The sequence below is a fragment of the Idiomarina loihiensis L2TR genome (assembly GCF_000008465.1).
GTDB lineage: Bacteria > Pseudomonadota > Gammaproteobacteria > Enterobacterales > Alteromonadaceae > Idiomarina > Idiomarina loihiensis.
Map to the genome: position 1 here is coordinate 595,958 of NC_006512.1, position 15,103 is coordinate 611,060.

Here is a 15,103-nt window from a genome sequence, read left to right on the forward strand (position 1 = left end):
TCACTTTTACCTGTTGCTGCACTCAAGTTCTAATACTGGGTTTTAATACAAAAATAATTGAGGGTTATACCTTGCTGACTATGAATAAAAATGCTTTAAACGCCACGCAATTTTCTGTTTCTACGGTTCTTTTTGCTGCTGTTTTTGCTTTGGTAACAAGCATGTTTTCAGTAAATGCGGCGGCGCAAGCCATGCCTAGCCAGGAACAGCTTGAGCAATTACAAAGCTTACCGCGTGCACAGCAAGAGGCGCTGGCGCGTCAGTATGGTATTGACCCTTCAGCAATTGACCAGTTTAATGCTGCCCAGCGCGACGGCGACTCCAGTGCCAAGCAGGAAGTGGATGTTGTTAGCGAGCGTTCAGGTAATGGAGACACCGGGCAAACCAGTTCGTCTTTTATGTCGGAAAATTTACAAAAAGAATTTAACCGGGGGCGTTCAGAGCTGAAGCCTTTTGGTTACGACATATTCTCGGGTGAACCCAATACCTTTGCTCCGGTGGCGCATGCGCCTATTCCTGCAAACTACATAATTAGCGTGGGCGATGTTATTCACGTTGAAATGTTTGGTAAGCAGGACGAGAGCTTTAAGCTAACCGTAAACCGTGACGGCAGTATTGTATTACCAGACGTAGGTGAAATGAAAGTTGCGGGCATGACCTACTCCTTAATGCAGGAAATGATCCACCACGAAGTTCAGGAGCGCTTAATTGGGTATAAGGCGGCAGTAACTATGGGCGAGCTCCGCTCTATTCAGGTGTTTATTGTGGGCGAAGCCTACAAACCGGGAGCCTACACGGTAAGCTCGCTGGCGACTATAAGCCAGGCCTTGTATGTGGCCGGTGGCGTTTCAGATATTGCCTCGCTGCGTTCAGTACGTTTAATGCGCGGCGGTAAAGTTGCGTCTGAATTCGACTTATACGACTTACTGCTACAAGGTGACGCTTCTGCCGACAAAACTCTGAAAAGTGGCGATGTTATTTTTATTCCGGCACGTGGCGACATGGTAGCGGTAAAAGGTGAAGTAAAACGCCCGGCGCTTTATGAATTAAAAGGCGATGAAACGCTAGAAGACGCTCTGGAATTTGCCGGTGGCGCAAAAGACTCCGCCTATTTGCAGTCGGCTGAGCTGCGCAGAATAGTAAAAGGCAAACGCTTAGTCAGTACAGTTGATTTAACTGCAGAAAAAGACTTAAACCGTGAATTAAGCGGTGGTGATGCCTTAACCGTGCGTGAGGTGTCGCAAGAGTTGGATAATAGTTTGATGGTGGTAGGGGCTGTCACCCGCCCGGGCTATTATGAATGGCAAGACGGTATGCGTATTAATGACATATTGCGCGACGTTCGCCACGACTTGTTAGAACAGGCCGACTTAGGCTACGGCCTGGTAGTGCGTGAGCAAGGCCCGCGCCGCAACGTAAAAGTTTTACAGTTTGATGTGGCCGACGCCATTAATGGTGTAGAAGGTGAGAACCTGCGCTTAAATGAGCGTGATCAGCTGGTAGTTTTCAGCCGTTTTGAAACCAAGGCCGAAGAGCGTGACAGCCTGTCGCGTTATACTTTGTCAGAACAGGAACGCGAATACCAGCAGCGTCAGCGTCAGTTAGATGCTTATCGCGATGCCTACTTAAATGACGTAGTTAATACAAAACTGGCTGGCTCATCAGAAAGCCCGGACGCCGAGAACGAAGACAAAATTGTGCCTTTGCGCGAGCTGTTTACCGAAAAGCAGGAAGAAGAGCCTACAGTGAAGAAAGAGCTGGCTATGTATTCCCGCCAGAACTTACTTGAGCCTATTATGCAACGCATACAGCGTCAGCGCACGGCAACTGGGACCGCGCCTTTTGTGTCGGTAGCCGGTGAAGTTATGCACCCGGGTATTTACCCTTTAGTTGAAAATGCCACGGCGGAGAAATTGCTGGCCGCAGCCGGTGGCCTGAAAAATGGTGCTTACACCGAACAAGCAGAAATTACCCGCTGGGCTATTGGTAAAGATACCGCCAATACTGACTATTTAAAAATAGACTTAGCCGAGGTTATTAATGGTGAAGTAGACGTACCTTTGCAGGGGCGTGACCGTTTAAATGTACTGAGTATTCCTGAATGGCAAAATACCTATGAAGTGACCTTGCGTGGCGAAGTTCGCTTTCCGGGGACTTATTCTATTAAACGCGGCGAAACACTGAGCGACGTTATTAAGCGCGCAGGCGGCTTTACCGACCATGCCTTTTTGGAAGGGGTGGTATTTACCCGCGAAGAGCTGCAGGAGCAGGAACAAAAGCGTAAAGAAATGCTGGCACAGGAGCTGCAGCGTGAAATTGCCAGTAATATGATTACCGGCACCGGCGACGCTAACCAGTCTTACGACCAAATGCGCACTTTGCTGGCCGACTTAATGTCGACACCGGCGGTTGGTCGTTTAATTATGGATTTACCCAAAGTGTTGTCAATGAACGGCAGCCGCGACGTACAGCTAAAAGACGGGGACACACTGCATGTGCCTTCGCGTAGCGACTCTATTAGCATTATGGGCGAAGTGCAAATGGCCACCTCTTACCGGTTTGATTCTGAGCTTACGGTTGATGACTACATTAGCCGTAGCGGCGGAACAAAAGAAAAGGCCGATACTGACCGTATATATATAGTAAAAGCCAACGGCGCAATAGAACCTTATAAAGGCGGTAGCAGCTGGTTTGGTTTTGGCGGCGGTACCGACTTAGGCCCGGGTGACGCTATTGTGGTACCGCTGGATACTACCTATACTGAGAGCTTAGAGTTGTGGTCAGAGATTACTAATATTATTTACAACTCGGCTGTAGCCGTAGCAGCTATCAGTAGTATTTAATACTAAGTTGTAAAGAAGTGTTAAAGGCTCAATTACTTGAAAAAAATAGAAAAATCTAGTTTGCAATTTGTTGCATAGCAACATACTATGGAAGTTGCTGTTAATTAAAATAGTTTTAGTAACAGCGATACATGTATCTATATCTCTGGAGTGAGGTTAACATTATGAAAACATTAGCATTATCAGTAGTTGCTGCGTTAGGCTTAGCTGCCGCGCCAGCAATGGCACAAGACGGCGCTGCAGGCGCAAACGCTTCTGAAAGCGGCTACGGCGGCTTATCAACTGAAGCTTGGGTATTTGCAGGTGTTGCAGCAGCAGCAACTGTAGCAGTTGTTTCTGACAGCTCTTCAAACTCAGCTATCGACCCAACTGACCCGACTGATCCGACAGACCCGGATCCAATCGTTACAGTTACTGGTACAGGCACTAACACCTATACTATTACTATTCCAGGTCAGTAAGTTTTACTGAAGTAAGAATACGTGACCAGTAACCTGAGTTAAGTGTGAAGAAGCGCTTCTTTGCGTCTTGCTTAGGTTACTGTGATAAAATACCGCCGAAGGGCGGTATTTTTTTGTCCAGCTATTGAGGAAGATCATGTCTCGTTTGTTGCTGATACCCATTGTTTTATTGCTGTTAAGCGCTTGCACGGCGGTAACAGATGAAGTGCGCGCCACTATAGAATACGCTTTTGAAGGCGGCGAAGACGCCGAGCTTTCCCAGGAAAAAATAGACTCTTTTCCCTACACCTCACTTTACGCGCAATGGTCCGACAACCCCCGAAGTTTAATTGTACTGGGTTACGTGAATAAACCCGATGACTGGCATTTTATTACAGCGGAAAAAGAGACTCTGGTATTACGCAATGGCCGGGTTATACGGACTCAGGCTCTTAATAAGAATCTGCTGGCGGTATCTAATTTAAAAGACGACCCGTTACGCTGCATAGTAACCAGCCAGGCAAACTGCCCAACCCACTGGCGACGGCAGTACGACATTGAAATGGCTAATAAAGTGGTCAGCCGCGAAGCTTCCTCTGAGTTTTCTGTGCAGGACAAACAAGTATTAAACTTACCCATTGGCCCGGTTAATACCACCTACGTGGTTGAAAAAGGGGAGTTTACTCTTAGCGGTCAGGAGTTTGTGAATGAGTTTTGGCTGGAAGACGACGGGCACGTTGTAAAAAGTCGGCAGACGTTATTTCCGGGCGGCGATAAATTAACCCTGACTCAGGTTACCTGGATAGGCCGCGATTATTCTGCAAGCCGCAATGCGCGCGAAGAACAACAAGGGCAAGAAGCGCAATGAGAAAACCAATGAAACTGATGCTCCGGAACACGCTACTTATTAGTGCTTTGTTTTCACTGAACGCCGTTGCTCAACAAGCTAAGTATGAATTTGAAGGCCCGGTGCGGTTGCAGCAAGTACTGAATGACGCTGAAAGCGAAGGCTTGTTAGCCGACGCATACTGGCCTTTAGTGAGGCTGGTTAAAACCGACGATAAAGCCGAAATAGAACAACAACGTAACCAGATACTGGCGCAACTGACCGAGCTGGAACAGTATTGGCAGTCGCGCAGAGAAACCGAAAAAGCGCAAAGCGCCGCATTACTGAAAAGCCAGGTAAAAAGCTGGCAACTGGGTAAACAATTATGGGGGCAAATTAGCATTGAAAATGCCCGTACGGAATTAGCCAGCAACCCCTTACTGCCTGCGGGAGAATATAAGCTTTATGTACCTGAACGTCCGGACTCGGTGCACGTATATGGTGTTGTCAGTACCCCTGGTGATTACCGCTATGCCAGTGGTAAAACCGTAGCCGACTGGCTGAACAGTATAGATGACAGCGAAGGGCTGGGGGCGGCCTATAATAAAAGCCAGGCCGTGCGTATTAGGCAAAACCAGCAACAAACAGCGGACTGGGCTTATTATAAACAAAGTGACGCCGAGCTTCTGCCCGGCGACATTCTCTGGTTAGGCTTTGAACCTAACCAGTTGCCGCCTAAATTTGAAAGTTTAAATGCGGATATTCGTGACTTACTAATGCATTTTGTTGCTAATGAGTCTGAGCGTAATAGCTTAAACCTGCCAGTTCATGAAGTTGAAAATAACCATGCCACTTCCAGTTGGCATTGGTCACGCAGAGACTTGTCGCCCAGTTATGGTGACTATGGCTCTGTCGGCTTGCTGCAAACGCCTACCGCCCGTATGGCCGAAGAAGGGGCTTTGGCTATTACCTACAGCGACATGGAAGAATATCGCCGTTATACGGTAAACCTACAGTTGCTGCCCTGGTTGGAAACTACCGCCTTTTATACCGAGTTTCCTAACCGTAAGTACAGTAATGTCCCTGACTTCAGTGGTGACAACGTTTTTGCGGACAAAGGTTTTGATATAAAAGCCCGTTTATGGGAAGAGAGTTATTGGGTACCGGAAGTGAGTGTGGGCTTTCGTGACTTTGTTGGTACCGGGCTTTTTGATGCCGAGTATATTGTAGCCAATAAACGCTTTGGCCCTTTGGATGTGAGCTTAGGTGTAGGTTTTGGTCGCCTGGGTACACGTGATGATTTCACTAACCCCTTTTGCGAGCTGTCTGACGAGTACTGTGATCGTGAAACAGGTTATGGATCTGGCGGTGGTCAACTGGAGTATGATCGCTGGTTTACCGGTCCTGCTGCCTTATTTGGTGGGGTGGAGTACCATACGCCCTGGGAGCCGCTGAGTTTAAAAGTTGAGTACGAAGGCAATGACTATTCTGACGAGCGCGCCGGAGTGCCTATTAAAGTCGACAGTCGCTGGAACTTTGGTGCCAATTATCAGGTAACCGACTATTTTGACGTGCAACTGAGTTACGAGCGTGGCAACACCTTTATGTTTAACTTTAGCTTGCGCACTAACTTCGGCACGCTGAACCAAATAAAGGTAACGCCGGACAAAACCGTACCCACACCGGAAAAACGTAAAGAGTCGTTAGACGATGTGAACTGGTCAGCCATGAACCTGGCTATGCGTGAGCAGGGGGCTTTTAGTGCGGCGCGTTTTGCCGCAGAAGACGACGAAGTGACCCTATTTGCTTACCACTTGCGGTATCGCGACAGCAGCGAGGCTTATGACCGGGCTGCACGTATTATGGCGGCCGAGTTACCAGACAGTGTGAAAACCTACAACCTGGTGGATATGACGCTGTTTGATCCGAACGTGAATACCCGGGTGAATGCCGACAAATTTAAAGACCGCGTGCTGAATAAAGACCCGGGTAAAGCAGTGGATGAAACCGGCGACTTATTTGAGCGCATGGATTCTCCTGACATGCCTGCGGAAGGCGATGACAGCTGGATGCTGAACCCGAGAAACCAGTTTAGCAACCGTTTTGGTCTGAAGCCGTTTCTTGACCAGAGTTTTGGTAACCCGGAAACCTTCTATACTTACCAATTGGGTGTTTATGCCTTTGGCCGCCGGTGGCTAACCGATAATGTAGAGTTATTTGGCGAACTGGGCTTTAACATTGCCACCAACTACGACGACTTCTTGTTCTTAGACGGTGGGGAAGATGCACTGCCTGATGTACGTACGAATATTCGCCGTTATGTGCAAAATGACATTTGGTTAGACTCTGCGCAGGTCACTTACCATAAACGTTTAGGCCAGGACTGGTTTGCTATGGCCTATGCCGGTTACTTAGAGCGCATGTTTGGTGGTGTCGGTGCCGAAGTACTTTACAAACCGGTAGACAGCCGCTGGGCCTTTGGGCTTAGAGCTAACCGGGTAAGGCAGCGTGACTTTAATGGCGGCAGCGGCTTCTTAGACTATGAAGTGACCACCGGCTTTGCCAGTGTGTATTACCAAATGCCGTGGTTGTCTGATTCGTTATTGCAATTAGACTTTGGTCAGTTTCTGGCGGGCGACAAAGGTGTTAACGTAACCATGCAAAAACGTTTCGATAGCGGCGTTATAGCAGGGGCTTATGCAGCCTTTACCGATGTTTCGTCGGAAGAATATGGCGAAGGCAGCTTTACCAAAGGCTTCTTCATTAGTATTCCGTTTGACTTAATGAGCATAAGACCGACACGGGAACGGGTTGGCTTTAGCTGGGTGCCGTTGTCTCGTAATGGTGGTCAGCAGTTACAACGCCGTACCCGTTTGTACGACTATACTGATGACAGAGCGCCGTTTTACAGCCGTTAACTGAGTAAAAGGACACAAAGCTTTGAATCTTTTTAAGGTACTAATGCAGTTACCGCGTAATGTTAAGCGCGGTATTGGCCTGGGCGTCGATATCTTGTCGATTGCTATTGCCATGGTGTTTTCGTACTTATTAAGTTTTGAAGCGGTAATGCCGTTGCGGGTGTCGCAGTGGTTATTGCTGGGGGCTATAGTCCTTTGCGTAACCTTGCTGGTGTTTATCCGCATGGGTTTGTACCGCGCAGTGGTGCGTTACGTTGGTTTTAAGGTACTGAGCCTGGTCTTTTTTACCGTGTTATTAAGCGGTGCCTTATTGGTGCTGGGTGCTTTATGGATGGGCATTGCTTTGCCGGTAACCGCCGTTGTTAACTATGTGCTGGTAGCCTTTTTATTGACTGGAGGCAGCCGTTTAATTGTGCGTGAAGGCTACCAGCGCGCTATGAGTCGCCAAAAAGACCGGGTGATGATTTATGGTGCAGGCTCTGCCGGACGGCAGTTAGCGCAGGCGCTGGCTAATGGTGACGAATTTCACCCGGTAATGTTTATTGACGACGATTCGGGTTTGCAGAATACCTCGGTACTGGGGCTAAAAGTAACCGGCCCCGAGGGTATTGCCTGTGCGGTTCGCGAGCTGGATGTTCAGCGCATTTTACTGGCTTTGCCCAGCACGCTGCGCTCGCGCCGTCGCCAAATTCTGGATAGCCTGGAGCAGTTGCCGGTAAAAGTACAAACCGTGCCGGGTATGTCTGACATGGTTAATGGCGATATGTCGATTGACCAGCTGCAGGATGTGCGGGTAGAAGACTTGCTAGGGCGTGACCCTGTGACTCCGGCACCGCAGTTAATGGAAAAGCACATTACCGGACAAACCGTATTGGTTACCGGGGCAGGGGGCTCAATTGGTTCTGAATTGTGCCGCCAAATATTGCAACAACGCCCCAAGGTACTGGTGCTGTATGAGTTGTCTGAGTTTGCTTTGTACGCCATTGAACGCGAATTAACGCAAATTTGTCAGCATCAGGGCATTGGCGCGGAAATTATTCCGGTAATAGGTACGGTACAGCGACGCAACCGCATTGAAACCGTGCTGAAGACCTTTGCGGTTGATACCGTATACCACGCCGCCGCCTATAAGCATGTGCCTTTAGTTGAATACAATATGGTAGAGGGCGTGCGCAACAATGTGTTTGGCACCTGGCATACAGCGGAAGCCGCCATTTCTGCCGGTGTTAAGCAGTTCGTGTTAATTTCCACCGACAAAGCCGTGCGACCCACCAATGTTATGGGCACCACCAAGCGCTTGTCGGAGCTGGTGCTGCAGGGGCTGGCGCAACGGCAGCGCGGAACGCGTTTTTCAATGGTGCGTTTTGGTAATGTACTGGGGTCTTCCGGTTCGGTTGTGCCTTTGTTTAAGGAGCAGATTGAACACGGCGGTCCGGTAACGGTAACGCACCCCGATATTACCCGCTTTTTTATGACCATACCCGAGGCTGCACAGTTAGTGATTCAGGCTGGCACCATGGGGCATTCCGGCTCGGTGTTTGTGCTGGATATGGGCGACTCGGTTAAAATTGTCGATTTAGCCCGCAAGATGATCCGCCTGTCGGGGCTTGAAGAGAAAACCGAGAAGAACCCGCACGGTGACATTGCTATAGAGTTTAGTGGCTTGCGGCCGGGCGAGAAGTTATACGAAGAACTGTTAATTGGTGACAATGTAGAAGCCAGTGACCACCCGCGTATATTGCGTGCCAATGAGCAGTCGCTAAGCTGGGACGAAATGGAGAAACTGCTGGGGCTGTTGGATGACGCCTGCCAGCGGTTTGCCATTGACGAGCTGCGCCAGTTATTGCTGGACGCTCCAACCGGCTACGCCCCGCTGGACGACCATATTTGTGATGTTATTTGGAATAAACACCGCACCTGTAGTGATGATGAAACCGACGTTGCCTGATGTATAAATGGACGAAACAATGATAAAAAACGGACCTTACCTAGCTTTAGATACCAGCTACCAAAAGCTGTCAGTGGACGAACTGCTCGAAACCGCTGGCAAACGCTTACCCGAACACTTCGATGATTACCGCCAGCAATTGTGCCGCGGTGAATACCGCAACATAAGCGAAGACCGCCCGGTAACTCATGTGTTGAGCCGCTCGGTACACGCGGTAGCAAAACAAAGCAACCGTAAAACCCGCTTTGTGGATACCGTACAAAAGCTGCGCTCTGGCCGTCGGCTGGGCAGTACCGGAAAACCTATTACCGACGTGGTGAACATTGGTGTGGGCGGATCTGATCTGGGGCCGCAGATGGGCGCTTTTGCCCTGCGTGAATTTGCTAACGACGCCGCTTTACATAATTTGCAGGTACATTTTGTGTCCTCTATGGATGGTGGCCAGCTGTATGCCGTGTTGCCTATTGTTGACCCCGAAACCACCTTATTTATTATTTCGTCTAAGTCGTTTGGCACCGTAGATACCTTTGCCAATGTGGATACCGTACGCAAATGGATTGAGCCTGAGTTGACTCAGGAGCAGTGGCTGGAAAACCATGTAATAGGTGTGTCGGCTAATGCACAAGGTATGACGGACTACGGTATACCACCGGCGCAGCAGTTTACCTTTGGTGATGGCGTTGGCGGGCGTTTTTCCTTGTGGTCGGCGTTAGGTTTGAGCATAGCGTTAACCACTGGTATTCGACCCTTTGAGCGTATGCTGGAAGGCGCTAAAGCCATGGACGAGCACTTTTTAGATGCGCCGTTGAACGAGAACTTGCCGGTTTTGTTGGCGCTTTATGGTGTGTATAACCGCGAGCAACTGGGCATTAATAACTTAGCTATTTTGCCGTACGACGGTCGCTTGCGTATGTTGCCGAACTACCTGCAGCAGCTGGATATGGAAAGTAACGGTAAGCAGTACACTGCCGAGAATGAGGCCATTGATTACCCCACCGGACCGATTATTTGGGGCGGTTTTGGACCTAACGGACAACACGCGTTTTTCCAGCATTTGCACCAGGGTTATGACCAGTTTACTGCGGACTTTGTCACCGTGCTTAAACGTGAAGCGCCGGGCTTTTCTGATGCCACCCGCAGTGGTCTGGCCGAGCAGCAGCGTTTGGCTGTAGCCAACTGTCTGGCGCACCGCCGCCTAATGTCGGACGGCAGCGAAAATGCCGATTCACCCAGTGACCATTATCCGGGCGGGCACCCGTCCAACTTGTTGATAATGGACGAACTGACCCCCGAGAGCTTTGGCGCTTTAATAGCCGCCTACGAGCACAAAGTATTTACCCAGGGCGTTATTTGGGGCTTGAACAGCTTTGACCAGCCCGGCGTAGAGAAGGGCAAGAAAATTGCCATGGACGTACTGCGCGTACTGGACGGCGAAAGCGACGAGTCCTTCGACGAGAGCACCGACGCCGTTATTCAGCGGATGCGGTGATTTGGTGATGTAGCCTGACATTTATGTCAGGTTCTGCACCCCACCTGACATAAATGTCAGGCTACGTACATATTGTAACCGTATTCAGTTACAATTGATAATGTAACTATATTAAGTTACATTTGATAGTGTAACTCTACGGGAAAACAACATGAAAAACTCTATGATTGGTGTAATAACTGGCGATATCGTTAATTCGCGGCAAATTCCTGTTGAGGAATACGATAGTATGCTTTATCGGCTGCACCAGACGCTTGAGTCCTTTAGTGAGCGTTATCAGATGCATTTTGATGTATTTCGTGGCGACGAGTTTCAATTACTGTTAAAGCGGCCTGAAAAAGTCATCTATTTAGCAACAATTATTCGTTTATCGCTTAAATCGGGCTCCACCAACATTGATGTCCGACAGAGTTTGTCTGTAGGTGACAGTAACGAATTGCGAGATGACGTGAAGAGTTCTACCGGAGAGGCTTTCGTTTTATCAGGGCAGAACTTAAATAAAATGAAATCTGAGTTATTAATCTTTGACTCTACAATCGAACTCCTCAAACATCACCTCGGGTCGACCATTGAATTACTGGATGCACATTTAAGTTCTATAACAAAAACAGAAGCTTACGTATTGATTAATTACCTGGGGGACCCCGAAGTTTCGCATGCTGAACTGGCGAAAGAGATAGGTAAAAGTAGACCTAATACGACAAAGATGCTGAATTCAGCTCGTTACAATAGCGTTTTGAAGTACTTGTACTATGCCGAGAACCTGATAATAGAGGCTCGGGGATAAAATGAATGACTATTTAATTTTGATGCTGTTACTGCTGGCGCACATAGCCGGTGATTTTTATTGTCAGCCGGATTATTTGGTTGGTAAAAAGTTATCATCAAGCTTCCGAAAGCGACTGTATGCTAACGCGATTCATGCTTTTATTCATGCTGGCTTGGTCGTGCTTCTGCTGTTGATACCGAAAATGTCTTGGGATGATTTATTGGTAACGACAGCTGTTATAGGCGTGACTCATTTTATTATCGATTCACTTAAGTCAGTAGCTGTTATCAAATGGGTTGATACTTGGGAAGAAAACGAACAGCCGGAGGAGGGTAGTAAACCAAGGAAAAGGAACCGTGCTTTTTATTGGTTCGTATTAGATCAACTGGCTCATTTGAGCGTTATAATTCTAATTTGGCTTGGGTTATTCCAACCTTTTTCCTCTATTGTCGAATATTTGTCAGTTGAATACCTTGTTGTTGTCATTTCTTATCTTCTTGTTTTGAAGCCGACCTCTGTATTAGTCAGTCTTATTTTAAAATTGTGCGAGACGCGAGAGAAAAAAGATAGAACTCTGGATGAGGCTGGTGCGGTCATTGGCTATATAGAACGTTTGGTTATCCTTACTCTGATATTAGTCGGGCAATATACCGCAATTGGTTTTGTGATAGCTGCTAAGTCGGTATTGCGCTTCGGCGAGAATAAAGGGAAGGACACGAAGCTAAATGAATATGTGCTTCTGGGGACCTTGGCAAGTTTTGCTATAGTTTTATTTGTCGGCATTGCTACCACTGAAGTATTAGAAATACTTAAATGTAACTAAATATGGTTACGTTACCACTTGTAACCGAATACAGTTACTTTGGAACCAAGCGCTTGGTTATGTAGCCTGACGTTTACGTCAGGTTCGATATCCCACCTGACATAAATGTCAGGCTACGCAAGCCTTGTAACTGAATAGAACAACGGAATGACTCATGCTTAAAGAAGTAAAGGATATAGCCCACGACGCTGGCGCTGCCATTATGGATATTTACCAAAGCAACGACTTTGATGTGCAGAAAAAGGCCGATGACAGTCCGCTGACCAAAGCAGATTTAGCGGCGCATAACATCATTTGTGAGGGTTTGCGTGCGCTGGATATTCAGTACCCGGTTATTTCGGAAGAGTCGTCAGACATTAGTTGGGCGCAGCGCAAGCACTGGTGCCGCTATTGGCTGGTTGACCCGTTGGACGGCACCAAGGAATTTATTAAGCGAAATGACGAATTCACCGTGAACATTGCCCTGATAGAAAAGGGCGTGCCCATTTTAGGTGTGGTGTATGCTCCGGCGTTAGACGCCATGTATACCGGCGAGCGTGACCGCGGTGCGTTTTTAAACGACAAAGCGATTTCGGTTGCCACGCAGGAACCTGAAGCTTTGCGCGTTGTAGGCTCGCGCTCACACCCCTCACAGGAAACGACCGACTGGTTAGATGCTCAGGGCAAATCCTACGAGATGCTGGCGGTAGGCAGTTCACTGAAGTTTTGCCTGGTAGCCGAAGGTAAAGCCGACATTTATCCCCGCTTAAGCCCCACCAGCGAGTGGGACACCGCCGCAGCCCATGCGGTATTAAGTGCAGCAGGTGGGGACGTACTGACCCTTAACGGGGAACCGCTGCTGTACAACCAAAAAGCAGACTACCTCAACCCGCACTTTATTGCCCGGTGATTGGTGTTGTAGCCTGATGAGATGGTCCCCTCCCTCCTAAGCGGCATCGCAATGTGCCAATATAGAGGTTCAAGCTTCTATAGAACAGAGTGGAGAGGACCAATGGCTATTGTAAACAGAATTGCCCTGGATTTGGCAAAGGATTTTATTCAGGTTTTGGCGCTGGATGAAAATGAGCAGGAAGTTTTTAATAAAAAACTGCGCAGCAATAAAGTGTTAGCGAAGCTGGCGACGCTGAGCCGTACGGATGACTGTGAAGTAGCGGTTGAGTCCTGCGGCATGAGTCATTACTGGCGCCGCGAATGTGAAAAGCTGGGTTATAAAACGGTGGCGTTGCCACCGCGTTTCGTCAAAGCGTACCTGCAGGGTGAGAAGAACGATGCGAATGACGCCCGGGCAATAGCCGAGGCGGCATCACGACCCAACCGTCAGACGGTCAGGCTGAAAAGCATTGAGCAGCAGGACTTAGCATTGATGGTCAATCAGCGGGAAGGCTTCGTGCAGACGAGAACGCAGTTCTCGAATAGGTTGCGGGGGCAACTGGCCGAATACGGCATTCTTTTACCGAAGCGAGTCGGTACGATATTACAGAGAGTACCGGAGGTACTGGAAGACGACAGCAATGCGCTGACGCTTCAGTCACGGGACCTCATCAACCGGCTCTATCAGATGCTGCGAGCGGTGGATGAAGAAGTTAAAGCGCTGGATAAGCACTTAGCGACACAGGCCGAAAGGAATGAAGACAGTCAGCGGCTGATGACCCTGCCGGGTATCGGACCGATAACAGCGACCTCGCTGCTGGCACTGATAGGTGATGTGAGTGAATTTAAACGCGGCCGCAACCTGTCGGAATACCTGGGACTGGTACCACGGCAAAACAGCAGTGGCGGTAAAGACCGTTTAGGCGGTATTACCAAAAAAGGGAACACCAAACTCAGGACACTGCTGGTGCATGGCGCCCGCTCGGCACTGCGGGTGGCACAACAGCGCCACGACAGGCTGAGCCTCTGGGCACAGGATGTCGCTAAACGCAGAGGCAACAACGTTGCAGCGGTGGCACTGGCTAACAAGCACGCCCGGATAATCTGGGCGATGTTAAAGAATAAAGAAGATTACCGGATGACTGCTGCTTAACAGCATTCAGTAAAAGAGCACAGCGAAGGTTCATTCCTTCCGGGAGTTGCAAACGTCAACAGGATGGTAAAATAGGGTAAACCGACGACAACTGAGACTGTTGAACGTCCGTACATAAAGTACGTTAGCCTGATAAGCCAGTTGTCGTGCGGAGTTCATCCAGGCCAGGTGCGCAAAGCGCGCACCATAAACAGGCCGTATATATGCGAGCGCCCCGACATTTACCACGAGTTGCCGTTGCAAAACGGGAGGGGACCATATATGACGTTTACGTCAGGAGCGATGCCCCACCTGACATGAATGTCAGGCTACGTGCAGTTAAATGTGAGTAAATGTCGATTTTTCCAAATGGATGCTAGACTCTTTAGGTAAGAAAGCAGGCCACATAGGTGAAACACATGAAACTACTTTTAGCTTTTGCAACGACGGCGCTATTGGCTGGTTGCAGCACAGCCCAGTCGGCAACAGACACTCCGGTCACTATGGCCGATATTAACGAACTGATTGGTAAGCCAGAGGCGCAAAGTATAGATAGCTGTAAGGTACTGCCTGTGGGCAAAAGAGCTTGCGGTGGCCCAGCGGGTTATGTGGTTTACAGTAGTGAGACCATCACTGATGAGAGTAAATTGCTTAACGCTGTGCATCGCTACAATGAGAAGGCCGAAAAAGATGCTCAAACAGGCTATTCTACCTGCCAGTTTATTCCCGAGCCCGAACCTCAGTTAAAAGCTGGCGTGTGCTGGATACCCTAGTGGACAAATACTAATCACTTAATTAGACTAACTAGTATCAATATTTAAAAGTAAGCGGAGGCTTGATGGACAAGATTGATCGTGCTTATTATCCAGAGCTCGACAAGCTTCTGTGGGATACCAATACGAAATACTTAACGCCTAAAGAAGCATTGGATATATATGAAACTCGCTGGCGTTTTGTCGAAGAAAGGCAATTGCTTAAGCGCGAGCGTCAGCTAATTGATAAATTGGCAAAAGATGCAGGCGGTTTTCTCCCAAGTGCAGCGTAA

At 48.6% G+C, this 15,103-nt stretch carries 12 protein-coding genes; all 12 read left to right on the plus strand.

The window, feature by feature from the left end; translation table 11 throughout:
• Positions 1 to 161 precede the first annotated feature (161 nt).
• The 12 genes from IL_RS02865 to IL_RS02920 all read left to right on the plus strand — a co-directional run bounded on the left by IL_RS02865 (position 162) and on the right by IL_RS02920 (position 15,103).
• Complete coding sequence (locus tag IL_RS02865; RefSeq protein ID WP_231378623.1) at positions 162 to 2,843, plus strand: SLBB domain-containing protein; 2,682 nt, start codon at positions 162 to 164, stop codon at positions 2,841 to 2,843.
• 164 nt (positions 2,844 to 3,007) lie between these two features.
• Entirely contained in the window at positions 3,008 to 3,304 is a 297-nt protein-coding gene (locus tag IL_RS02870) for a hypothetical protein (protein ID WP_011233824.1), read from the plus strand.
• A 136-nt stretch (positions 3,305 to 3,440) separates the two neighbouring features.
• Positions 3,441 to 4,151 (plus strand): YjbF family lipoprotein, encoded by a 711-nt coding sequence (locus tag IL_RS02875; protein ID WP_011233825.1) that lies wholly within the window; start codon positions 3,441 to 3,443, stop codon positions 4,149 to 4,151.
• 8 nt (positions 4,152 to 4,159) lie between these two features.
• Complete coding sequence (locus IL_RS02880; RefSeq protein ID WP_011233826.1) at positions 4,160 to 7,027, plus strand: YjbH domain-containing protein; 2,868 nt, start codon at positions 4,160 to 4,162, stop codon at positions 7,025 to 7,027.
• 43 nt (positions 7,028 to 7,070) lie between these two features.
• A complete protein-coding gene (locus IL_RS02885; protein WP_011233827.1) occupies positions 7,071 to 8,975 on the plus strand; it encodes a nucleoside-diphosphate sugar epimerase/dehydratase in 1,905 nt (634 codons plus the stop codon).
• A 19-nt stretch (positions 8,976 to 8,994) separates the two neighbouring features.
• Positions 8,995 to 10,464: a glucose-6-phosphate isomerase gene (gene pgi, locus IL_RS02890; RefSeq protein WP_011233828.1), complete on the plus strand. Its 1,470-nt coding sequence runs from the start codon at positions 8,995 to 8,997 to the stop codon at positions 10,462 to 10,464.
• A gap of 151 nt (positions 10,465 to 10,615) precedes the next feature.
• On the plus strand, positions 10,616 to 11,251 hold the full coding sequence (locus tag IL_RS02895) for a SatD family protein (protein ID WP_011233829.1): 636 nt from the start codon (positions 10,616 to 10,618) through the stop codon (positions 11,249 to 11,251).
• Between the two features lies 1 nt (position 11,252).
• Positions 11,253 to 12,056, plus strand: a complete 804-nt coding sequence (locus IL_RS02900; RefSeq protein WP_011233830.1) for a DUF3307 domain-containing protein — start codon at positions 11,253 to 11,255, stop codon at positions 12,054 to 12,056.
• A 154-nt stretch (positions 12,057 to 12,210) separates the two neighbouring features.
• On the plus strand, positions 12,211 to 12,945 hold the full coding sequence (cysQ, locus tag IL_RS02905) for a 3'(2'),5'-bisphosphate nucleotidase CysQ (protein WP_011233831.1): 735 nt from the start codon (positions 12,211 to 12,213) through the stop codon (positions 12,943 to 12,945).
• A gap of 102 nt (positions 12,946 to 13,047) precedes the next feature.
• Positions 13,048 to 14,079, plus strand: coding sequence for an IS110 family transposase (locus tag IL_RS02910; protein WP_011233734.1), 1,032 nt, complete (start codon positions 13,048 to 13,050; stop codon positions 14,077 to 14,079).
• Between the two features lie 398 nt (positions 14,080 to 14,477).
• Positions 14,478 to 14,831, plus strand: coding sequence for a hypothetical protein (locus tag IL_RS02915; protein ID WP_011233832.1), 354 nt, complete (start codon positions 14,478 to 14,480; stop codon positions 14,829 to 14,831).
• Between the two features lie 65 nt (positions 14,832 to 14,896).
• Positions 14,897 to 15,103: a hypothetical protein gene (locus IL_RS02920; protein WP_011233833.1), complete on the plus strand. Its 207-nt coding sequence runs from the start codon at positions 14,897 to 14,899 to the stop codon at positions 15,101 to 15,103.